This is a genomic window from Halorubrum orientale (assembly GCF_059623105.1).
Genome location: NZ_JBSPSR010000004.1, coordinates 311,294 through 333,188, shown reverse-complemented (window position 1 = coordinate 333,188; position 21,895 = coordinate 311,294). Strand labels below are relative to the sequence as shown.

Annotated in this window: 20 protein-coding genes and 3 tRNA genes; 8 read left to right on the top strand and 15 right to left on the bottom strand. The window is 63.0% G+C overall.

The features are described 5' to 3' along the window. Window positions 1-25: 25 nt before the first annotated feature. The 3 genes from ACWUI7_RS06555 to ACWUI7_RS06545 form a co-directional block, all read right to left on the bottom strand. A complete protein-coding gene (locus ACWUI7_RS06555) occupies window positions 26-859 on the bottom strand; it encodes an NAD+ synthase (protein ID WP_496641410.1) in 834 nt (277 codons plus the stop codon). Window positions 860-976: 117 nt separating this feature from the next. After that, entirely contained in the window at window positions 977-1,618 is a 642-nt protein-coding gene (locus tag ACWUI7_RS06550; RefSeq protein ID WP_496641409.1) for an NUDIX hydrolase, read from the bottom strand. After that, window positions 1,615-2,004: a hypothetical protein gene (locus ACWUI7_RS06545; protein WP_496641408.1), complete on the bottom strand. Its 390-nt coding sequence runs from the start codon at window positions 2,002-2,004 to the stop codon at window positions 1,615-1,617. The genes ACWUI7_RS06550 and ACWUI7_RS06545 overlap by 4 nt, the downstream gene beginning before the upstream one ends. A gap of 77 nt (window positions 2,005-2,081) precedes the next feature. Here ACWUI7_RS06545 and ACWUI7_RS06540 point away from each other — a divergent pair, with 77 nt between their 5' ends. From ACWUI7_RS06540 to ACWUI7_RS06530, 3 genes are all read left to right on the top strand, one after another. Next, entirely contained in the window at window positions 2,082-3,035 is a 954-nt protein-coding gene (locus ACWUI7_RS06540; protein ID WP_496641407.1) for a DUF5787 family protein, read from the top strand. 75 nt (window positions 3,036-3,110) lie between these two features. Further along, the gene (locus tag ACWUI7_RS06535) at window positions 3,111-3,515 is read left to right on the top strand and encodes a CBS domain-containing protein (RefSeq protein ID WP_496641406.1); all 405 of its coding nucleotides are present in this window, start codon (window positions 3,111-3,113) and stop codon (window positions 3,513-3,515) included. A gap of 195 nt (window positions 3,516-3,710) precedes the next feature. Beyond that, a complete protein-coding gene (locus ACWUI7_RS06530) occupies window positions 3,711-4,085 on the top strand; it encodes a tautomerase family protein (RefSeq protein ID WP_496641405.1) in 375 nt (124 codons plus the stop codon). 34 nt (window positions 4,086-4,119) lie between these two features. Here the strand turns inward: ACWUI7_RS06530 and ACWUI7_RS06525 are convergent, their stop codons facing one another. Then, window positions 4,120-4,593 (bottom strand): deoxyuridine 5'-triphosphate nucleotidohydrolase, encoded by a 474-nt coding sequence (locus ACWUI7_RS06525; RefSeq protein WP_496641404.1) that lies wholly within the window; start codon window positions 4,591-4,593, stop codon window positions 4,120-4,122. Between the two features lie 118 nt (window positions 4,594-4,711). Between ACWUI7_RS06525 and ACWUI7_RS06520 the strand changes: the two genes are divergently transcribed. Further along, a complete protein-coding gene (locus ACWUI7_RS06520) occupies window positions 4,712-6,691 on the top strand; it encodes an aconitate hydratase (protein WP_496641403.1) in 1,980 nt (659 codons plus the stop codon). A 144-nt stretch (window positions 6,692-6,835) separates the two neighbouring features. Here ACWUI7_RS06520 and ACWUI7_RS06515 read toward each other — a convergent pair whose 3' ends face one another. The 8 genes from ACWUI7_RS06515 to ACWUI7_RS06480 form a co-directional block, all read right to left on the bottom strand. After that, window positions 6,836-7,474, bottom strand: coding sequence for a 30S ribosomal protein S7 (locus ACWUI7_RS06515; RefSeq protein WP_496641402.1), 639 nt, complete (start codon window positions 7,472-7,474; stop codon window positions 6,836-6,838). Then, a complete protein-coding gene (locus ACWUI7_RS06510; RefSeq protein ID WP_156587671.1) occupies window positions 7,471-7,899 on the bottom strand; it encodes a 30S ribosomal protein S12 in 429 nt (142 codons plus the stop codon). Before ACWUI7_RS06510 ends, ACWUI7_RS06515 begins: the two co-directional genes overlap by 4 nt. A 172-nt stretch (window positions 7,900-8,071) precedes the next feature. After that, window positions 8,072-8,491, bottom strand: coding sequence for a NusA-like transcription termination signal-binding factor (locus ACWUI7_RS06505; RefSeq protein ID WP_496641401.1), 420 nt, complete (start codon window positions 8,489-8,491; stop codon window positions 8,072-8,074). Continuing rightward, entirely contained in the window at window positions 8,491-9,705 is a 1,215-nt protein-coding gene (rpoA2, locus tag ACWUI7_RS06500; RefSeq protein ID WP_496641400.1) for a DNA-directed RNA polymerase subunit A'', read from the bottom strand. The genes ACWUI7_RS06505 and rpoA2 overlap by 1 nt, the downstream gene beginning before the upstream one ends. Next, the gene (locus ACWUI7_RS06495; RefSeq protein WP_496641399.1) at window positions 9,698-12,631 is read right to left on the bottom strand and encodes a DNA-directed RNA polymerase subunit A'; all 2,934 of its coding nucleotides are present in this window, start codon (window positions 12,629-12,631) and stop codon (window positions 9,698-9,700) included. The genes rpoA2 and ACWUI7_RS06495 overlap by 8 nt, the downstream gene beginning before the upstream one ends. Next, window positions 12,632-14,461 (bottom strand): DNA-directed RNA polymerase subunit B, encoded by a 1,830-nt coding sequence (gene rpoB, locus ACWUI7_RS06490; protein WP_496641398.1) that lies wholly within the window; start codon window positions 14,459-14,461, stop codon window positions 12,632-12,634. 2 nt (window positions 14,462-14,463) lie between these two features. Then, complete coding sequence (locus tag ACWUI7_RS06485) at window positions 14,464-16,029, bottom strand: DNA-directed RNA polymerase subunit B'' (protein WP_496641397.1); 1,566 nt, start codon at window positions 16,027-16,029, stop codon at window positions 14,464-14,466. Then, window positions 16,026-16,256, bottom strand: coding sequence for a DNA-directed RNA polymerase subunit H (locus ACWUI7_RS06480; protein WP_435161464.1), 231 nt, complete (start codon window positions 16,254-16,256; stop codon window positions 16,026-16,028). The genes ACWUI7_RS06485 and ACWUI7_RS06480 overlap by 4 nt, the downstream gene beginning before the upstream one ends. Window positions 16,257-16,478: 222 nt before the next feature. Between ACWUI7_RS06480 and ACWUI7_RS06475 the strand changes: the two genes are divergently transcribed. Next, window positions 16,479-16,551 (top strand) — tRNA-Asp (locus ACWUI7_RS06475). A 27-nt stretch (window positions 16,552-16,578) separates the two neighbouring features. Further along, window positions 16,579-16,651 (top strand) — tRNA-Asp (locus ACWUI7_RS06470). Between the two features lie 571 nt (window positions 16,652-17,222). Here the strand turns inward: ACWUI7_RS06470 and ACWUI7_RS06465 are convergent. The 3 genes from ACWUI7_RS06465 to ACWUI7_RS06455 form a co-directional block, all read right to left on the bottom strand. Next, window positions 17,223-18,227, bottom strand: coding sequence for a histone deacetylase family protein (locus ACWUI7_RS06465; RefSeq protein ID WP_496641396.1), 1,005 nt, complete (start codon window positions 18,225-18,227; stop codon window positions 17,223-17,225). Continuing rightward, window positions 18,228-18,659, bottom strand: coding sequence for a histone (locus ACWUI7_RS06460; RefSeq protein WP_496641395.1), 432 nt, complete (start codon window positions 18,657-18,659; stop codon window positions 18,228-18,230). Between the two features lie 194 nt (window positions 18,660-18,853). Continuing rightward, window positions 18,854-20,317 carry a single-stranded DNA binding protein gene (locus ACWUI7_RS06455; RefSeq protein WP_496641394.1) on the bottom strand — a complete coding sequence of 488 codons (1,464 nt, stop codon included), beginning with the start codon at window positions 20,315-20,317 and terminating at the stop codon, window positions 18,854-18,856. A 276-nt stretch (window positions 20,318-20,593) separates the two neighbouring features. Between ACWUI7_RS06455 and ACWUI7_RS06450 the strand changes: the two genes are divergently transcribed. Both ACWUI7_RS06450 and ACWUI7_RS06445 read left to right on the top strand, forming a co-directional pair. Continuing rightward, a tRNA-Arg gene (locus ACWUI7_RS06450) sits at window positions 20,594-20,666 on the top strand. Between the two features lie 57 nt (window positions 20,667-20,723). Next, entirely contained in the window at window positions 20,724-21,866 is a 1,143-nt protein-coding gene (locus ACWUI7_RS06445) for a tyrosine-type recombinase/integrase (protein ID WP_496641393.1), read from the top strand. Window positions 21,867-21,895: the final 29 nt, after the last annotated feature.

Genomic DNA, 21,895 nt, shown 5'->3' with positions numbered 1-21,895 from the left:
CTGCACGACCGACCGCCGAGTCCACTCACCGGGACGGCGCCGGCGGCATCGCCCGCTTGTGTGCACTCGCCTCGTATAGCTCGACGACGTGGTCGACCGCCGCCGCGGGGACGTCGAGTTCGCGGATCGTCGCCGACCGCGAGAGCCCGCCGTCGACGTGGAGCGCGAGGATCGCGTCGACCGTGTCGTAATCGAGCCCGAGCTCGTCGGCGTCGGTCTGTCCCTCCCACATCCCCGCGGTTGGCTCTTGCATCACGAGATCGCGTGGAACGCCCACGTGTGCGGCCAGCTGGCGAACTTGTTGTTTATACAGGTTCCCGATCGGGTTGCAGTCGACCGCCTGGTCGCCGTACTTGGTGTAGTAGCCGGTCATTGCCTCCGCGCGGTTGCCGGTGCCGAGCACGACCCGATTCTCCGCGTTGGCGACGAAGTAGTTACACACCGCACGCGTCCGGACGTACACGTTCCCGCGGGCCATCCGATCCGATGCGGGACCGGGCAGGGCGTCGAAGAACGCCTCGGCGATCGGCTGTATCTCGACGACGTCGTACTCGACACCGAGGTCGGTCGCGACCCGCTCGGCGTCGCTCATCACGGCAGGATCGTTCACCGCGGTCGGCATCGTGATCGCGTGAAGACCGTCCGCACCGAGTGCCTCTACGGTGAGGTACGCGGTCAGCGTCGAGTCTATCCCGCCGGAGAGTCCCAAGACGGCCCCGTCGGCGCCGGCGTCGTCGACGATGTTGGTGATGAACGTCACGATTCGCTCGCGAGTCGTCTCGAGTTCCTCCTCTGAGAGGCGAAGGTCAAGCGGCGGGTCCTCCGACAGCAGTACCGACTTATCGACGTGTTGGCTCATACCAGTACGTGGTGCTCGAGCGACTAATACCTCCCCGTTCACACACTGTAGTGTACGATCGTTCAATTCTGTTTCTTTTCTGTGGGTAAACGATCGGTAAACAACAACCCCGACCCACTACAATACGCCTTCGTGAGCGGCGAGCAACAGCCCCTCGAGCGTGGCGTCGTTCGTCGGCGGGTCGCGGGCGACTGCGAGCGCCTCCTCGACTGGCACCGTCCGTGGCACGAGGAACTCGTTGCTGTCGTGGTCGACGTCGACCGGCTCTAAGCCGGTCGCGAAGACGTAGCCGCGCCGGTGACGCAACACCCCGGTCGAACACCACACCTCCTGTAGCAGCGTCGTCGAGTTGGGGTCAAAACCGGTCTCTTCGGCGAGCTCGCGTGCGCCCGCAGTGGTGTACGATTCGCCAGCCTCGACGATCCCTGCCGGAAGCTCGAATTGGGTGTTCCGCACGGTCGGCCGGTACTGTTCGACGAACAGCACCTGTCCGTCTGCGACCGCAATCACGACCGTCGCCGGCGAGAGCTCCGCCCAGTAGTAGCGCTTTTCGGATCCGTCCGGCTGGACGACCAGGTCGTATCCGCCGACGTACCAGCCGGCGTCGTACTCGATGACGACCTCCTCGACCGGCCACTCGGGCTCGCCCGGTAGCGAGTGCTTTCTCCCGTCGTCGAACGCGGACAGCGAACGCAGATCTGTGGCCCGCTGGGTCCCCAACCGCCTGTCGTCCGGCTTGCCGCCTTCCTCGTCGGTCATGCGACACCTCGCTCGATCGCGACCACGTACGTCTCGCCGTCTCGCTCAATGCGTACTCCACCGTCGACGGTGGCGTTCGGCCCGCGTGCGGTGAGCGCGTCGACCTCGTCGAACGGACTGTGTGTGAACGACTCTTTCAGCCCGAACGGCCCGCGCTGGTAGGACATTGATCGACCCTCGTCGCTCGCGAACGCCTCAGAGAGGTACGGGTACCGTCTCTCGGAGAGGCCGGTCGCGTTCACCGACGGCCCGTCGGACTCGGCCGGTTCGACGGTGAGGTGGTACGGGTCGCCGCTGCCGAGGTAACTCGGGAGCGCGCCCAACGCGAGTAACGCGAGGGTGATCACGGCGATGGCGACCAGCAGGTTCCGGGTGACCGGGCGCATGCGTTCGCTTGGTAGCCGTGCCGAATACCCGTTTCGACCGCCGACGGACTTTAGCGTCGGCCGCTCCTCACGGTCGCATGGAGTATCGGTTCGAGCTCGCCCTCTGTGCGGCCCTCGAATCGCCTGACTGCGTGGTCGCCCGCCAACTCGGGTCTGGCATTACCCGTCCGGGAACGCGGATCGTTGACGTGTGTGTGTTGCGCCCAGGCCCTGACTTCGACGCCCGCACGACAATCACCCCCCATCGGATTCCGTCAGCCGCGCTTGAGGCGCCCGTTGGGCCCGGTGAAGCGGTCCCCGTCGCGGAGGCGTTCGACTGCTCGCCGGAACGCGCGACCGATATCGCCGATGCGGCCGTCGATGCCGGGTATCTCGAGCGTGAGCGGCGACACGGCCGCGACGTCGTCCGGGCGACCGCCCGATACCCGGACGACTGGATCGGCTCGCTCACCGCAATCGAGAACAAGCCTGACCTTGGGCGCCCAGGCGACCTCGAAGCACAGCTCCGATACGACGTCGCACTCGGCCTGTTTGATACAGTCGTGCTCGCGACTGCCTCGTACGTCACACGCACTCACCTCAACCGGATCCCCGAGTCGGTCGGCGTCTGGCGATTCGACGCTGAGACCGGCGAGTACGAAGTCGTTCGGGAGGCGACACCGCTTTCGCCCGACGAGCCGGGCGTTGAGATACGCGAAGAACGGGCCCTTCGAACCGACATCTCGCTTGTCTCTCCTGCGGCGAAGACGCGGAAGCGCCGCCGGATCGGCGAGCGTGCCTACGGCAAGGGGTGGCGCCCGTCGCCGCCGGCCTGTACACACGCACGGACGACCGCAGACGGCCGCCCCTACTGTGGGTACTTCGACCGGGTCGTCGACCCGAGCCGCGAGTGTGGTGGCGACTGCCCGGCCTTCGAGTCTGAGTCGCCACCGTCGATCGACCGCGACCGGCTCCGCACATCACGTACTGCGTGGGTCGCCGACGTCGACGCAGGGGTGCGCCGGCAGACTGGACTCTCGCAGTTCGAGTGACACTTTTTTCGTCTGCGGTGTTCGGTACTCGTTCCCATGCGAACGCTTATACAGCGACGAGTGGGATCAGTCCGTATGCACGACATCGACGACATCTTCGTAGCGCGGCTGATGAGCACCGACCTCCACACGATGACTCCCGATACACTTGTCGAGGCGGCCGCCGCGACGCTTCTCGACAATGAAATAAGCTCGGTGCTCGTCGTCGAGGGCGATCGGCTGCTCGGCATCCTCACGAGCACGGACTTCGTCGAGATCGTTGCGCGCAGCCAGCCGAAAGCAGAAACGACCGTTAAACGCTACATGACGACGGACCCCGTTACGACGACCGCCCAAGACCCGGTCTCGGCGGTCGCCGCCACGATGATCGAACGCGGTATCCACCACGTTCCGGTCGTCGACGACGGCACCCCAATCGGCATCATCACCACCTCGGATCTCGCCGCGTACGTCTCCGGCACTGAGCCGCTCTCTCCGTGAGCCGGCACCGTTAAGTGGGTCTATCAATTTCATTCATTCGACGCTTCGCTTGGAGGGCCGAAGCGTCAGCGGGGACCTACTGAACGGCCCGGCGTGCCACCTTTTCCGGCACGCCGGGCTGTTCGTTTCCACAACGACGACCGATTGGTTCGGTCACACCGATACAGCCAACTTACTGACCCACAAGCGTCCCGTATGCCGCTTTTGCAGATCTCGACGACGTGTTCGCTCACCCCTCCCGCACGCGAGTCGTTCACCGCGTTCCTCATCGATGCGTACGCGACGACGATGAAGACGTGTCCTGATCACGTCGCGGTCTCGATAGCCGAGCTCCCGCCGTCGGCGATGGCCATCGGCCGGGGAGTCGACGGCCCGCTCGTGTTCCTCGATGCGGAGATTCGCGGTGGCCGCCCGTTCGAGACCAAGCGCGCGTTCGCCGTCGACGTGATGGAACACGCCGTCTCGGAGCTAGACGTCCCCCGGCCGAACGCCAAGGTAGTGTTCACTGAACACCCGGGCGAGCACATGATGGGACTCGACCGTGTCGGCGACGCGTGGCACGCCGAGTGATCGACTTACCAACCAGGCTTGAGGTCGCGAGTCGCTAGCGGTTCTCACCCTGGTACGCTCCATCGTACGTCCCCTCGTGATCCGCGCGTGCTAACACGAGCTGGCCGATCCGTGCACCCGCCTCGATGTCGATTCCGTGCCCGACGTCGAGACGACCTTCGCCGACGCCCTCGTAGCCTGCGTCCCACACTGCGGTGTCGAGGGTACAGCCATTCCGGAGCAGTGTCGACCGCGGCAGGACGAATCCGACGTGACCGGACGGAATCCGTACGGGCTCACCGTACCGGACCACGTACGTCCCGCGCTCGAGTCGGTACCAGCCCTCGTCGGGCTCCACCTCGGTCCGGTCACCGACACGTTTCCCGTCGCGACCGATCCGCCCCCGACCGGTCTGTGTGAACACCGCTCCGACGGTGAGGTCGACCCCGTTTGGCTGTGTCTGTGCTGGTTCGAGCGACGCACCGGCCGCCTCGAGCGCCGCCGCCACGACCGCGCCTGATTCGAACATACCGGTCGGTCCCGCAGGGTATGTAAAGTCGTGTCGCTCTCTGGCCCCGGTCGTACACGGTCGATCCGCAGGTACACTCGCGGGTTTTATAATGACGGGAGAGCCATTTCGGATCGATATGGGAAAGACGATTACGGAGCAGATACTCGGCGATCACCTCGTCGAAGGCGATCTGACGCCCGGCGAGGAGATCGGCATCGACATCGACCAAGTCCTCACACAGGACACCACTGGGACGATGGTGTGGCTACAGTTCGAGGCGCTTGAGCTGGACGAGATCCAGACCGAACTCGCCGCACAGTACTGTGACCACCAGACGTACCAGTTCGACTTTAAGAACACGGACGACCATCGCTTCCTTCGGTCTGCGGCCGGTACCTACGGTGCGTACTTCTCTCGACCCGGTAACGGCATCTGTCACCAGGTCCACAAGGAGAACTTTGCGGCGCCCGCCAAGACGCTGCTCGGCTCCGACTCACACACGCCGACGCCCGGCGGACTCGGACAGCTCGCGATCGGTGCCGGCGGCCTCGACATCGCGGTCGCGATGGGCGGCGGCGCCTACTACGTCGAGATGCCCGAAGTGGTCAACGTCCACCTCACCGGTGAGCTCCCCGAGTGGGCCACCGCGAAGGACGTCATCCTTCACCTGCTCGGTGAGCTGACGGTGAAAGGCGGTGTTGGGAAAGTGCTCGAGTACACCGGCCCCGGTGCTGACTCACTCACGATCCCCGAGCGGACGACGATCACCAACATGGGAACCGAACTCGGCGCTACGTCCTCGATCTTCGGTACCGACGAGAAGACGCGCGACTGGCTCTCTCGTCAGGACCGTGAAGACGAGTACGTCGAGCTCGCCCCCGACGACGATGCTGAGTACGCCGACACGATCGAGGTCGACCTCTCGTCGATCGAGCCCCTCGTCGCCGCCCCCTCGATGCCCGACAACGTCGCGCCCGTCAGCGAGTTCGAAGGTGAAGACGTCTCACAGGTCATCATCGGGTCGTGTACCAACGGCGCCTACGAGGACGTACTCCCGTCCGCGAAGATGCTCGAAGGCCGTGAGGTCGCCAAACAGACCGAGATGATCGTCGCGCCCGGCTCGAAGCAGGCCTCCGAGATGCTTGCGCGTGAGGGATGGACCGCAGAGATGATGGCCGCCGGCGTCAACTTCTCCGAGGCGACGTGTGGTGCCTGTATTGGAATTGGTCACGTCCCTGCTTCCGATTCGGTCTCGCTGCGAACGTTCAACCGAAACTTCGAGGGCCGCTCTGGCATCGAAGACGACTCGGTTTTCCTTTGCTCGCCGGAAGTCGCCACCGCAGCAGCCATCACCGGTGAGATCGTCGACCCCCGCGACCTCGCCGATGAGCTCGGCGACCTTGAGGCGCCTGGCCTCGAGATGGGCTCGAGTTACGGGGCCGGGATGGGCCAGTCAGACTCCGACATCATCGCGCCAACCGAATCGATCGACGACGGTCTCGTGAAGGGGCCGAACATCGGCGACGTCCCGATCAAAGACGGCCTCGCGAACGAGATCGGCGGTGAGGCGCTCTTGAAGATGGAGGACAACATCACCACCGACCACATCATCCCAGCAACGGCCGATATCCTCAAGTTCCGCTCGAACATCGAGAAGCTCTCGGAGTTCACCCTCTCGCGGGTTGACGACACCTTCGCCGAGCGCTCGCTTGAGGCGGACGGGGGCGTCCTCGTCGCCGGCGAGAACTACGGCCAAGGATCTTCGCGTGAACACGCCGCACTCTGTCCGATGTTCTTGGGCATCGAAGCTGTCTTCGCACAGAGCTTCGCACGGATCCACAAGGCGAACCTATTCAACTTCGGAATCGTCCCGCTCGAGATCGACGCGGAAACGTACGACCGACTCGACCAGGGTGACGACGTCGAGATCGTCGACGACGTCGCAGCCGCCGTCCGCTCCGGCGCCGAGACGTTCACGGCGCGCGTGAACGACGAGTGGGAGTTCACCGCTACCCTCGACGCCTCCGAGCGTGAGCGCGACATCCTCGCGTCCGGCGGTAAGCTCTCGTGGGTCAAACAACAGCACGGCTCCGGTGCGGCGCCTGCTGACGACTGAGCGCAAGCCCCACCAACGCCGCGGTTCTTTTATTTATCACCATCCGCGAGCCGCTGTTCTTTGTTGTGCCCCGGCAGCCACGGAGTACGTCTAGTCGCGTCGCTAGGCAATACTGTCCCCGAAAAAAACCTGCGTCGACCGACCTCAGCGAGCTGCGGCCGCGACGCGTTCGCGCTCTTCTTTCTGTGAGATGGCGTACGTCTGGGCGTCGCCGTCGGCAGCACCGATGAGCTGTGTCGCCAGTGCTTCTGCGGCGGGCGTGCTGGATTTATACGTCGCGCTCGCGACGCCATCAGAGATGAACAACAGCGCTTGGTCGACTCGCCGCTGGGGAGCGACGTCGACCGCCTTCGGCACCGAAATACCACCGTACTTCAGCCGCACGGTCTCCTCGCGGGGGGCGGCGTTCTCGACTGCCGTCACGAGCACCTGAACCGGGTTCTCTTCGGTCCGGTCGTGGATGATGTCGAACGCGTCTCGGACGATTCGGGTCGCCTGCTGTTTCTTTCCGGTGTTTTCGTCGGTCTGCATCAACCGGTTGATTAGCCGCTCGACCACCGATATCTCGCTCTTTTTGAACTGCTTCGAGGCGTGCCGGCCCATCGTGTGTGCGATGGGCGTTACCGTCATGTACCGCTTCGTCGACGGATCGGCGTACGCGACGTCAGTGACGTCCCAGACGCCGAACAACGCGGCGTTCTCTGAGGCAGACTCGCTGGCGGCTGGGGCGTCGGGCTCAGGCTCGTCGGCGGCGACCTCGGCGTCAGCTTCTTCTCCGCTCATCGGACGGGCTTCTCCGCGTTTCCGCGCACCAGTTCGATCATCGAGACACCGTTTACCTTCTCGACTTTGTAGTTGACACCCGAGAGGTCGCCCATCGCGCGGCCCTTCGCGCCGCCGATCCCTGCGATCGTGACCTCGTCGTGCTCGTCGATGAAGGAGATTGCGCCGTCACCAGGACAGAACGCCGTCACCTGTTTGCCGTTTTTGATGAGCTGGACCCGGACGCACTTTCGGATCGCCGAGTTCGGTTGCTTCGCTTCGATACCGACCTTTTCGAGTACGATGCCGCGTGCTTGCGGGGCACCCTCGAGTGGATCGGACTTCGTTTTGAGCCCGCGCTCTCTCCGAGCGTACTCGGAGTCGGACCAGCGGCGCTTTTGCCGGTCCTGTTTGAGCTTCCGGGCGGCATATTTGCCGTTTGCCATCGTACACATATTTTCAAGCGAAGCTACTTAAGCGTCGTCTTTCGTCGTGATGAAACGCCAGGAGAGCGCTCGAGCGGTCCCTCTCGTCGGATCTGTGCGCGTTTTCTGATCGAACGACGGCCACACGTGACCGCTCTGTCGACGAACGACCTAGAGCGGTCGTCGTCGCTCCTCACGTCAGTTGTACGTCGTCGACGTCGTAATGACGCTTCGCGAGCGTGCGTGCGGTCTCGATATTTTGTCCGTCTGCGCCGATGGCGACACCGCGGTCTGCCGGCGCCACCTCGACGTACGCCACGCGATCGTCTTGTTCTGAGATCGTCACGGCGGTGACCGCCGCCGGCGCGAGCGCGCTCGCGACGAACGACTCTGGTGTATCTGCGTCCTCGACCAACTCGACGGACCGACCCAGCCGCCGTTCGGCTTCAGTGACCGTCGCTCCGCCCTGTCCGATGGCGGCGGCCATTTCACCCGCCGGGATCACGAACACCAGCCGGTCGCCCTCCACGAGGCAATCTCTCGGCGCTACACCGGTCAGCTCGTCGAACCGGCCCATATAGCGCCGCGCCTCGTCGGAGAGCTCGACGTACATCAGTCGTCGCTCACGACGCGCGACCCCATCCGGAGGTCGACGTCGCCGGTACCGATCGAGATCGGCTTCCCGGCGATCACGTTCTCGATGACGCCATCGAGGTCGTCGTGCTCGCCGTGAACTGCCGCATCGAGCAGGTGATTCACCGTCACCTCGAAAGCAGCCCGTGCTAACACCGAATCTTTCGACCCGGAGATACCGTGGCGTCCGATCGACTCGATCTCGCCGTTGTTGGTCATGATGTCGGCCACGAGCATCAGGTGTCTGACGTTCACGTCGTCGAGCCCCTGCTCTTCGAGCGTGTTTTTCGTCTCGTCGATGATCGTCTCGCGAGCGGCCTCGACACCGAGGTTCTTGTAGATCTCGTGGATGTTGTTACACGTCGTCCGCGAGGCGTCGACGCCGTCGATCTCCAAGGCGTCGCCGAACGCCGACCCCTCGGTGTAGAGCACGAACTCCTCACCAGACTCCAGTTGCTCTTTGCGAATGACGACGCGCTCGACCTCTTCGATTCCCTTGAATACGATCTCCCGAAGTCGCTCGACGAGCTGCAACAGCTCTCGGTAGCTCGGCTCGCTCGGTCCAAACTCGATCACCGTCCCCGCTTGACGGGCGTCGACGCCGAGGGCGTCTTCGATCGTCTCGGCGATGATCTCCGCGACTGCCGTCGGATCCGAATACGTTGGCCACCGCTCTAAGAGCGTGTCGTCGTTGAGGTCTATCCGAACCAGCATGTCCGCCACGTTCGTGGAAACGTCACCCAGCGCGAGGATCCGCGTCGCCTCGATCGACCAGACGACCTCGTGTGCTCGCTCGCGGTCGGTCGCGTACTCGCCATCGAGGTGCACCGTCATCATCGGAGTGTCCGGCGTCTTTCGGGCGTCCACGAGTTCGATGAGCCGCGGGAGTCCTTGCGTAACGTCAATTTCTGCAACCCCGGCGTAGTGGAAAGTATTCATTGTCATCTGAGTTCCGGGTTCACCGATCGATTGTGCAGAAACGGTGCCCACCGGCTCGAGCGGGTCGACCCGCGTCTCGCGGTACCGGTTCTCCACGCCGGTGACGATGTCGGTCGCCTGTTCGACCGTGACGTCGCCGTACTCTTCGACTTTCGACTCCAGCGTGTCGTACACCTGCGTCTTCAGCCGATTCGGCAGCTCACTCGACTCGACGACGGCTTCGATGTCGTCCGTGACGTGGTCGTACTCAGTCATCGGATTCTACCCCCAGCTCGTCTGCGACATCCGGTCTGGACGCGGTATGCTCCGAGAGGTTCGTCGGCGGGGCGCGCTCGCCCAAGAACCGCTCTCGCTCCGCTTCGGAGTCGAACTCGGACTCCAATACGCGATCTGCGATCCCGTCGACGTCGATGCCGTCACCCTCGCCCGAACCGACCTTGATAGGCGAGGTGCCATCCTCGCCGAACTCGAACTGGACGATACGCCCGGAGGTATCCCGGACGGTACCGTCGTACTGGGCTTCGAGCTCCGAGAGTGCGTTGATCAGCCGCCGTTGGAGGTAGCCGGACTTGGAGGTCCGGACCGCCGTGTCGACCAACCCTTCGCGGCCACCCATCGCGTGGAAAAAGAACTCTTCGGGCGTGAGCCCGGCGCGGTAAGAGTTCTCGACGAAGCCGTGTGCCTCAGCAGAGAGGTCGTGCTCGCGGTAGTGTGCGAGCGTTCGGTCTTCGTACCCACGGTTGATCCGCTCGCCGCGAACCGCCTGCTGACCGACGGAACCAGCCATCTGCGTCAGGTTGAGCATCGACCCACGTGCACCTGACCGGGCCATCACGACCGCCGGGTTGTCGTCACCGAAGTGCTGGTCGGCGATCTCGCCGGCGGAGTCACGCGCCTTGCCGAGTGTCTGCATGATCTTCATCTCCAGCGTCTCGTCGACGCCTCGACCCGGTAGCGATTCCAACTCGCCGGCCTCGTACGTCTCGATCAGTTCCTGGACGCGCTCATACGCGCTGTTTATTGCTTCGTCGACCTGCTCTTCGGCCGCCGGCGGGATCGACTCGTCGTCGATCCCGATGGAGAAGCCGAAGTGCATGATCGCCCGCATTGCGAGCGAGGCGATCTCGTTGATGAAGACGCGAGCGCGCGTCTCGCCGTACTCCTTTGTGAGCGTATCGACGACCTCGCCGCCGAACGCGCCCACCGCGTCCTCGTCGATCGTCCCCTCGACGAGCTGACCGCGCTCGATGACGACGTCGTCACCGGTTGAGGAGCGGAACTGCAACGAGAGATCCTCGGGCAACAGCTCCGAGAACAGCGTCTGGCCGGTCCAGTACGCCGTTTCGTCTTCATCGACACCGTCGGGGTCGGGCAGCTCATCGACACGGGTCGCCCGCAGCAAGTCGAGCGCCTGTGCCTCCGAGAACTCGGGATTCGTGTGCGTGAGCAGGTACGTCCCCGAGATGTGGTCTTGAATCGCACCGATAATGTTCCCGCCGAACCGCGGGGAGAGAATCTGCTCTTGGACACGCATGAGGACTCGCGCCTCGGCGCGGGCCTCCTCGTTCTGGAGCGCGTGCATGTTCATCTCGTCGCCGTCGAAGTCGGCGTTGTACGGCGGACAGACCACGGTGTTGAGCCGGAACGTCTTGTACGGCATCACCACCACCTCGTGGGCCATGATCGACATCCGGTGCAGTGACGGCTGTCGGTTGAAGATCACGATGTCGCCGTCGACGAGGTGGCGATTCACCTCCCAGCCTGCTTCAACCTTCTCGGCGAGCTCCGCACAGTTCTTCTCGGTCACCTTCAACCGCCGACCATCGGGTCGGCGCACGTAATTCGCACCGGGGTGCGCTTCGGGACCGTTCCGCACGTACTGTCGAGCCTCTTCGACGTTTCGCTCGGTGACGTTGAGCGTCTGGGTCATCTCTTTTGCTACCCGGTCCGGCACGCCGACTTCGTTCAACGAGAGCGTCGGGTCGGGCGAGATGACGGTTCGCGCCGAGAAGTTCACCCGCTTTCCAGAGAGCGAGCCGCGGAAGCGACCCTCCTTGCCCTTGAGCCGCTGTGAGAGCGTCTTCAGCGGACGGCCGGAACGGTGGCGCGCAGGCGGCGTGCCGCTGATCTCGTTGTCGACGAACGTCGTCACGTGGTACTGTAACAGCTCCCAGAGGTCCTCGATGATGAGTTGTGGGGCCCCCGCTTCACGATTCTCCATGAACCGCTGATTGATGCGGATGATGTCGACGAGCTTGTGCGTAAGGTCGTCCTCGGAACGCTGGCCGTTGTCCAGCGTTATCGATGGCCGCGTTGTCACCGGCGGGACGGGTAATACCGTCAGGATCATCCACTCGGGCCGGGAGTCGTTGGCGTCGATCCCGAGCACGCCGAGGTCCTCGTCCGGGATATCCTCGAACCAGTCGCGGATGTCCGAGGGCATCAGCTTGTTCATGTCCTCTTCGGTGAGATCGACGTCGAGTGCCGACTCGATGGCCCGGCGGTCCTCCTTGCGTGGGCGGAACTCGCCGGCCATGATCTCGTTTACCCGCTCGAGTGCGATGTCTGTCTCGTCGGCCAGCTCCCGCGGTGAGGTGCCTGGGTCGTCGGCCTCCTCGTCCGGCTGCATCGCGGCCGCGATTCGCTCGGAGTAGTCACCCGAGAGGACGTCTTGGACCTCGTAATAGGTGGTCGGCTTCTCGTGTTTGATGTCTGCTTGCGGCTCGCCGCAGTACGGACACGTCGAGGCTTTTCGTGCCTGCCTGACGGCGGCTTTTAATACGTCGTGGGGGTCCTCACCGAGCTCTTCGGCGCGGACGAGCCGCTCCGAGAACTCCTCGCGCTCCATCTCGGTGAGCGCGAGCTTACCGCACTCGCGACACGTCGCCCGCAACAGCCGGCGAATGAGCTTCGTGAAGCCGACGTGAATCACCGGTGCGGCCAGCTCGATGTGGCCGAAGTGGCCGTTACACGAGCCGGAGTGTGACCCGCAGGTCCGACACTCCAACCCAGGGTCGATGACCCCGAGACGAGGGTCCATGAGCCCCATGTCGATCGGATAGCCGTCGTCGTCGTACGTGTCAGCTGTGATTACTTTCGTCGCGGACATGTCCCGGTACGTCTCCGGGTCCATTAGTCCAAAGTCGATGCCGCCGAGCACCTTTGGTGTCTGTAGTGACATTTAAATTGCGTCCTCCAACTCGAGTTTTGGTCGGATGCCCAAGGCGATCATTTCGTCCAACAGCAGCTTGAACGCGTAGCTCACCTCGAGCTCGTGGATATCGTCTTCATCGCCGGTGACCGGGTCGTACACGCGGCGCTGTTCTCTGTCTTCGACGGCAACGAGCCCTGTCTCCGCGGAGACGTACACCTGCTCTGCGTCTGAGGATTCGAGCAGCCGCTCGTTGAGCACCATCGAGGCACCGTGGCCGATGATCGTGTCGCGCTCCATCTCTCCGACCCGGAGTCCGCCCTCGCGAGCGCGGCCCTCTGTCGGCTGTCTGGTAAGCACCTGTACTGGCCCCCGTGACCGGGCGTGGAGCTTGTTCGACACCATGTGGTAGAGCTTGTGATAGAAGATGGTGCCGACGAAGATCTCCGCGTCGATCTTCTCACCGGTGACGCCCGAGTACATCACTTCTTTGCCGGAGGATTTGAAGCCGTGTGTTTCGAGGCCGCTGCGGAGCTCGTCCTCGTCTTCACCCTGGAACGGGGTGCCGTCGACCCGCGATCCGCGCAGGGAACCGACCTTCCCGCCGAGCATCTCAAGCACGTGGCCGACAGTCATCCGCGATGGCAGTGCGTGGGGATTCATCACGAGGTCGGGCACCACCCCTTCCTCAGTGAACGGCATGTCCTCTTGTGGTGCGAGGTGGCCGACGACGCCCTTCTGCCCGTGCCGTGAAGCGAACTTGTCGCCGAGTTCTGGGATCCGCTGGTCACGGACCTTCACCTTCGAGAGCTTCGAGCCGTCTTCGCCCTCCATCAGCGTGACCGTATCGACGACGCCTGACTCGCCAGAGCGCATCGTTACGCTCGTCTCGCGGCGCTTCTGTGGGGAGAGGCCACCCATGTCGTCCGGTTCCTCTAAGAATCGCGGCGGGCTCGTCTTGCCGAGCAGCACCGACGATTCGTCGACCACCGTCTCCGGGTTGACGAGGCCGTCCTCGTCGAGGTGGGTATACGCGTCCTCACCGCGGGCCCCGCGTACGTCTTGATCGGGAATCTCGAAGCGGTCCTCCTGGCCGCCAGGGTACCGCCGTTCTTCGCCCTCGTATGTCCGGAAGAAGTGCGAGCGCGTGAGCGCGCGATCGACGGATCCCTGGTTCATCACCAGTGCGTCCTCGATGTTGAACCCCTCGTAGCTCATTACGGCGACGACGAAGTTCTGTGCGGCTGGGCGCTTGTCAAAGCTGATCTGATCAGACGTCTGTGTCTTCACCATCGCCAGCTGCGGGTAGTGCAGCAGGTGCTGGCGGGTATCCGGTCGGATCCGGTAGTTCGCCGATGGAAGCCCAAGCGACTGTTTCATCATCCCCGCACCCATCGTGATGCGCGGGCTCGCGTTGTGCTCCGGGTACGGGATCATCCCCGCGCCGATCCCGAAGACGAGCTGCGGGTCGATCTCGAGGTGTGTGTGATCCGCGCTCACGTCCTCCTCGTCGACGGCGACGAGGATGTCCTCCTCCTCTTCTGCGTCGATGAACTCGATGTATCCGCGCTCGACGAGATCTTCGAACTCGACGTCTCCGCGCTCTAACGCGTCGATCTGTTCATCGGTGAGGAGTGGTTCACCGTTTTCGACGACGATGAGTGGCCGCCGGGCTCGCCCCGCGTCCGCGTTGACGATGACCTCGCGGGTCCGTTCTTTCACCGAGACGTTCACCATCTCGCTCACGTCACCGCGCCTGCGGGCCTCGCGTATCTGGTCGGCCAGCGCGTTCGGGTCGGGGTGTGTTCCCACCAGACTCCCGTTGACGTACACCTTCGCTTCGCGTTCTGCTTGTGCCATGATCAGTCGTCCGCCGTCTGTCGTTCGACGCCCTCGATGCCGGGGATCCCCTCGACACCCATCGACGCCAGTTCTCGTTTCAGCCCCTGTTCGTCCTCGACCGTCTGTGACAGCTCCATCGCTTGCGCGAAGTTCTTCACCAGCCCACAGTTCGGCCCCTCCGGCGTTTCGGAGGGACAGATGCGACCCCACTGAGTCGCGTGAAGATCACGTGCCTCGAAGTGCGGCTGTGAGCGACTCAGCGGCGACCGCAGCCGCCGAAGGTGTGAGAGCACACCCATGTAGTCCGTCCGGTCGACGAGCTGTGAGACGCCTGACCGCCCGCCCACCCAGTTGCCGGTCGCAATCGGGTGTTCGAGCCGTTCTGTCAACACATCGGAACGAACCACCGTGTTGACGGTGAGCTGGCGATTTCGCATATTCGCCCGCTCGAGCTGGTACTTGACGTCGCGTGCCAGTTTATTCAGCGCGGTCCGGAACAGATCACGCATCAGGTCACCGGAAACCTTCAGCCGCTTGTTCGCATAGTGGTCTTTGTCGTCCGCTTCACGCCGGTCAAGCGCGAGCTCGAAACACGCCTCGGCCATCCGGCAGAGGTAGTACGCCTTGTTGATCCGGACGTCCTCCTCGTCGACGCCCTCTTCGTGGAGGTGTGGGAGCAGGTATCGGTCGATGACGTAGTTCGCGCGCTTGAGCTGGTAGTTCTTCCCCTGCCCGGAGGCGACGCGCTCACCGAGCGTCTCGATGGCTTCCTCCGTGGTCTGGACCGACGCCTCCTCTAAGTTCTCCAGCATGAACTTCACGATCTCGGGGTCGTCTGAGACGCGGTGGACGATCTCCTCGTCGGACTCGAGTCCGAGCGCGCGGACGAGTGTCACGAAGTCGATCGAGCCCGAGACCGACGGGAACGACACCTCGAGTAGCCCCTCACGATTCCGCTCACACAACACGAGTGCCCGGTACCCGCGGCGCTGGGAGAACGTTTTTGCGACCTGGATCTCGTCGCCGTACTTCGAGTCGTACTCCGCGAGGATCTTGTTCGGTGCGAGGTCCTCGCTCGTCATCAACACCCGCTCTGACCCGTTGACGATGAAGTAGCCGCCAGGGTCAACCGGGTCCTCGCCGATGTCGATGAGCTCGTCGTCGCTGAACTCGGCCATGTTGCAGTTGGTCGAACCGACCATGACCGGCATCCGACCGACCTTCGTCTCCGTGCTGTCGACGACCGTCTCTGGTTCTTCATCGCCACCGCGGACGATGGACATTTCCATGAACACCGGCGCGGAGTAGGTGATGTTCCGGAGCCGCGCCTCTTGTGGGTACAACAGCTCCTCGGAGCCGTCGGCCTCACGGACGCGCGGGGTGACCATCCGCACATCTCCGAGTTCGACGTACACCGGCTCTTGGCCCTCCTTGTCGCCAATGTCGGTCTCGATGGTCTCTTTCTCGTCGACGACTTCCTGCATGCCCCGGCGCAGGAAGTTGTTGAACGAGCGGAAGTGGTGTTCGGCGAGCCGTTCGTCTGAGAAGTACTCTCTCGACACCACGCGTCGGTCTTGTCGGTTCATGAGAGGACCAATCGATACACGACCGCCTGGTCGGTCGTTCGCGAGTCGCGAATGATCTTCACCACGTCCCCAACCTCGGCGTCGTCGGGGGTCGCGGGATCGGTGCGCTTGATCTTCGGCAGATCAGTTTTCCTAACGTCGTACTCGTCCAGTATCGCCTGAATCTCATCGGGGTCGTCGATCAGGACGTGCTCCGGGACGAGTTCGTGTTGACTTACGTCTACCATGGGTGGTGGGGAGAAGCTATCACGAGATACTACAGTCTGTTATTAACCGCACTCAGATAAGGCTTTTCAACTTCGCTGTGCGTGGCTCTCCGCGACGGGCAACCAATAGGCGATTAATTCACACGCATCCACAAAAGCGTGCCGACCCGTTCGATCACCCCCCACCCTCACCGCCGATGGCAAGCCTTAACTGCCAGACACGGATACGACAGATTGCGACGCGCCCGGATGGTGTAGTGGCCCATCATACGACCCTGTCACGGTCGTGACGCGGGTTCAAATCCCGCTCCGGGCGTCCCCATTTTCGGGGCCGTCGCTGTCTGCCCGGATGGTGTAGTGGCCCATCATACGACCCTGTCACGGTCGTGACGCGGGTTCAAATCCCGCTCCGGGCGTGTATTCTGCCGCCGCCAACCGACAAGCGAAGCGAGTCGATATTGGCGGCGATGAATCGTTCCGCAGGGATTTGAATCAGGGAGTGAAGCGAGCGGAACGAGTGGGGTTCACATCCCGCTCCGGGCGTCTTATCTCTCGTTCGAGAGTGTGATGTATTGTTGAGCAGTGTCTTCGCGAGTCTCTGACGTACGCACACCGGTCGCGGCTCTTTTGACTAATTTGCTCGGTTACGCTGGTGTAGGGGGTGTGACGAACACGACCGCACGGCCTCCGGACACAATTTTCAGCCACCCCCTCCCCAATACGTATATGACGGTGGTAGTGCACCCAACACGACCGCACGGCCTCCGGACACAATTTTCAGCCACCCCCTCCCCAATACGTATGTGACAGTGGTAGTGCACCCAACACGACCGCACGGCCTCCGGGCACCAATTAGCCACACCCTCCCCAGCCGATTCGCGAGTCGCCTGCGCAGCGACTCGCTCATCCCTCGCACGCGCTCGCGAGCACGCTTCGCGGCTCGCGAGGCGCGCGCCACCGCAGGGAGATGTGGACGATCGTCTGGTACTACAGATCTATGGTCGAGCGGAGCGTCTCGACACTCGTCTTCGTCGTCTCGTCGACAGGATCGTCGGGCTCGATGGGATCGCGGCCGTCGTACGTCTCGTGGACCATCGACACCCCGTCGGCGAGCGTGTCGAGGCCGTACCCTCCCTCAAGGACGTACGCAACGGCAGCGTCGACTTCCGCTGCAACTGTCCGAAGCTGGTCGGCCATGAGTCCGTATCCCTCCGAAGAGACGCGCATCCGCGAGATCGGGTCGTGACGGTGGGCGTCGAACCCAGCGGAGACGATGAGGAGGTCGGGGTCGAATTGTCGGAGTGCGGGCGCGATTGCCTCGTCGATCGCGTACTGGTAGTCGGCGTCGCCCGCGCCCGCCGCGAGCGCAAGGTTGACCGTAGTGCCGTCACCTGCGCCCGCCCCGGTCTCGCTCACTGCGCCGGTCGCGGGATAGAGTCCGTCCTCATGAACCGACGCGTACAGGACGTCACCGCGGTCATAAAAGATGTCTTGGGTGCCGTTCCCGTGATGGACGTCCCAGTCGAAGATTGCCACGCGCGCCGCATCCCCCGTATCAAGCACCTGTTGGGCGGCGACCGCGGCGTTGTTGAAAAAACAGAAGCCCATCGCGTCGTCGACGACCGCGTGATGTCCCGGTGGCCGCCCGAGCGCAAACGGTGTCTGGCGACCGTCTGCTCCGTCGAGAGCGGCCCCAGCGCCCCACGCTGCAAGTCCGGCGGATGCGAGCGCGGCGTCCCACGTCTCCTCACCGGCGACGGTGTCTGGGTCCCAACTGCCGCCGCCGTCGGCACAGAACGCCTCGAACTCGTCGACGTAGTCATCGTCGTGTACGGCTGTCACCGCTTCGTGGCTCGCCGGCGGCGCATCGGTGTACTCGACGCCGTGTCGCTTCGCGAGCCCGCGGCGGATGGCCCGTAGCCGGTCCGGGTTTTCCGGGTGACGGTCGCCCGTGTCGTGTGCGAGACACGCCTCGCTGTAGCCGAAGCGCATCTATTCGAACAGTCCGAAGTATGTCTCGATGTCTTCGGCCTGTACCGTTCGTCGGTCGGCGTGTCGTGCCAGCCTCGCTGCAGCGGCCGCGACGTTGTCCGCGTAGTCCTCGAGGATGTCTGCAAGCGCGATCCGCGCGTCAACGCCCACCCGGTACCTGTCGTCGATCCGAAGCCGAGCGATCCGGTCGACGGGAGCGACCGGTAGCGACAGCTCCTCGCGCGGTATCACTTGCTCGACGCCGAAGTCGCCCGCCATCAGCGTCTTTCGGCCGTCCTTGGTCGCGCGCTCAGCCGCGTCGATCGCCAGCTCCGCGCCGTGTGTCTGGATCCGCCGAGCGAGCTCTTCGGCCGCGTCGGCGCTGACGCGAAGCTCGCCGGCGTTCCGCCGGATGATGTGATCGACCGGCGCGAACGGCAACTCGACACTCATACACACAGACGTGTCCGTCCAGCGTATAACGCTTTCCGTTACCGGCGTCTCCGTGCCCGAACGGCCGCCTCGCCGATCGTGTGCGCGTCGCCTCATCGATGCCGGCAGTCACTATACAGTCGGCTCCGGATGTTAGTCTGGGTGCGGTTTGTAGCCACGCCGGGTCACTCTATCCTCACCTCGTGAATCGGCGATCAGAACACGTCCGCGGCGTGTATCGTCCCGTCCCGTTCTGGCCCACGGACAGTAACCTCTTCGCCGAGTCGAAGTGACGCATCGGTCTCGACCTGACGCGTCTGCTGGCCGTCGTCCAATACGATTGGGTCTCCGGTTTGTACGACTGTCCCGGTGAACTCCGTCTCGTCTACGGTCGTCTCCCCATCGTCTTTTGCCGGGCCGTCCTCGTCCGTTGCCGTAGCTGTTGTCGACGCTTCATCGGTCGAAGTTGAGGCGGTGGTCGCCTCGCCGCCGTCGGCAAACTCGCTAAGTCCACCGTCTGCTGTGTTCGCTCCTGCTGCGTCCGGATTGGTCTCCGATGCGCCTGCTCTCGTGTCGGCATCCTCAAGTACAGTTACCGTCGATCGCCAGTTTGCGGACGCCTCAAGGTCGTCTTGCCAGCCGTCGCCGATTTCCGCGTCGGTGACGACGACGCGGTCGGCTAAGTCGATATCCGCATCGGCTTTGTCTCCCCACAGCGCGACCCGAATCTCACCCGTCTCGTCTTTCAACCGCACATTTCTGACTTGCCCTTCGCTACCGTCGTCTCGGTCGAACGTCCGCACCGGGTCGGTCTCGATGACGCCGCCGTCGATATCGACGGTCTGTCCGATCTCCACCTCACCGATCGGGGTCGTCTCTGGCACGTACTCGACGTCTGCGTCGACAGCTTCGACGGTTCCTCGATTGCCGACGTGGAGCTCGAGGTCGCCGTCGCGGTCACGGACGTATCCATCGCCAACTTCGACGACTTCGCCGGCGTCGAACGTCGTCGCGAGGGCTGCCTTCTCGTCCCACAACGTCACCCGCACGCGACCGGTCTCGTCGCCGAGCGTGAGGTTTGCGACCCGCCCTTCAGAGCCGTCGTCTCTGTCGAACGTCCTCACCGAGTCTGTGTCGAGGACCTGCCCCACGAGGTCGACGTCGGACGCGCCGAGCGAGAGGTCTTCGACACGATATGTGTCGAGCACCTGTACGTCGACTTCGGCGTCGTCGTCGGGTTCGACCTTATCGGCGCTCACTTCGAGCCCACTGTACCCCTCTTTTGGCCGACCCATAACCCGGAGCACCTGGCCAACCTCGAGTTGTTCGTCCGCTGCTGCCGCCATCTCGTCCCACAACGCTACTCGAACCGAGCCGGACGCGTCCGCGACGTCGACGTTACAGACGCGGCCCTCACCGTCGTCGCCGTCACGCTCGAAGGTTCGGACGTCACCGATGGCCGTGACCTTCCCGAGGAATTTCACCTCGTTCATGCCGGGCTCGATGTCCGCGATGGTGTCCGCCTCCTCGTCGCGGAGCTCGTGAGCGATGAGCATCGCGGCGGTCTCTTCGTCCGCCAAACCGCCCATCTGCTCGACTTTGTCCTCGACTGCGGCCGCGAACTCCTCGAACTCGACGTCGGTATCGAGGTCCTCGTAGACGTCCTCTATGGCTCCCATACGCGTACCTCGTCGGTGGTCGACTCGACGAATAAGCGTTGTCCTTGCACCGATCTCGTGGCCGCATCCAGCGGGTTCGTGATGACGCGCTCCCGACTGCAGTGCTTCAGCATACATCGAGTGGTGCCGGGTTCGTACATAAGGAGTCGGCTCTCGTATGCGATATTTGCCCACGGCGACTATCTTTAATCAGCGAGAGAATCCCGCCGTTCACGGCGGGCGAGGATGTCACCGGACCGTAACCGTCTTATGTGACTCCCCGATAGATGTATATGAGTCCTGGTAGGGTAGTGGACTATCCTCTTGGCTTGCGGAGCCAGGGACCGGAGTTCAAATCTCCGTCAGGACGTTACCATTCCTCTGCCGTATTGCGGTTTTCCTCGTCTCCGACCAACGGAGACACGCGATGACGAAAGCCAAGGAAACAGGTTCGGGTGAGTCATCCCCGAGCCGTCACGGGATTCCGCTCATAACTGAGCCAACGGAAGAAGAGCTTGCAGAACGCCAGGTTTCGGACTATCGAGCACATCGGGAGAAATTCATCAAGTGGGTACTCAACCTCGGAAAAGACCCAGAGCGCGGCGAAGGATATGCTGAAACGACAGCAGACATCCGCTGTGCGAGGGTCGATAAGTTCTACCGATGGGTATGGGAGCAAGAAGACGGATACACCACGCACGTCTCGCACGAGCACGCGGATACGTATATGCGTGAACTGGCATACAGTGACGCCTCACAGGACACGAAGGCGAATATGATGAAGGCACTGAAGACCCTGTTTCGATGGCGCGCGTGGGAGTTCGATGAAGCGGAGTGGGACCCAGAACTCACCTTCTCGAACGATACCAGTACGACGAACCCGCGTGACTACCTTTCCGTTGAGGAGCGCAAGCAGATTCGGGAAGCGGTCTTAGAGTATGGTTCAGTTCCGTCATACAATTCGCTCTCTCCAGAAGAGCGCGACCACTGGAAGGAGTATCTCGCGCAACGATTCGTAAAACCGAAGGGCGAAGTTGGCCCCGACGACTTCGACCGTGCGAACTCTTGGAAGTTCCCTTCGCTCATCTGGACTGCTCTCGATACAGGTCTCCGCCCGATTGAGGTCGAACGTGCTACCGCCGATTGGGTCGACGCGCCGAACCGAGTGCTCCGCATCCCAAAAGAAGAGAGTTCGAAAAACGTCGACAACTGGACAGTGAGCCTAACAGATAGGACCGCAGAAGCGTTGTCTCGCTGGTTGAATGAAAGAGAACAGTACGAGATGTACGAAGACACGGACACCCTCTGGCTCACTCGACAGGCGAACCCCTACGGAAGTCACGCACTGAATCACATCCTCCGACGAGTATGCGAACAGGCGGGGATTGACACCGAGAATCGAGACATAAGCTGGTACTCGATTCGTCACAGTGTCGGGACATTTATGACGCGAGAAGAGGGACTGGCCGCGGCTCAAGCCCAACTCCGGCATCGCTCCTCGAAGACAACACTCCGTTATGACCACGCCCCTCCAGACGATAGACGGGATGCTCTAAACCGGATGGGTTAGGGAATACCGGTGGGGGGCACAACAGTCAC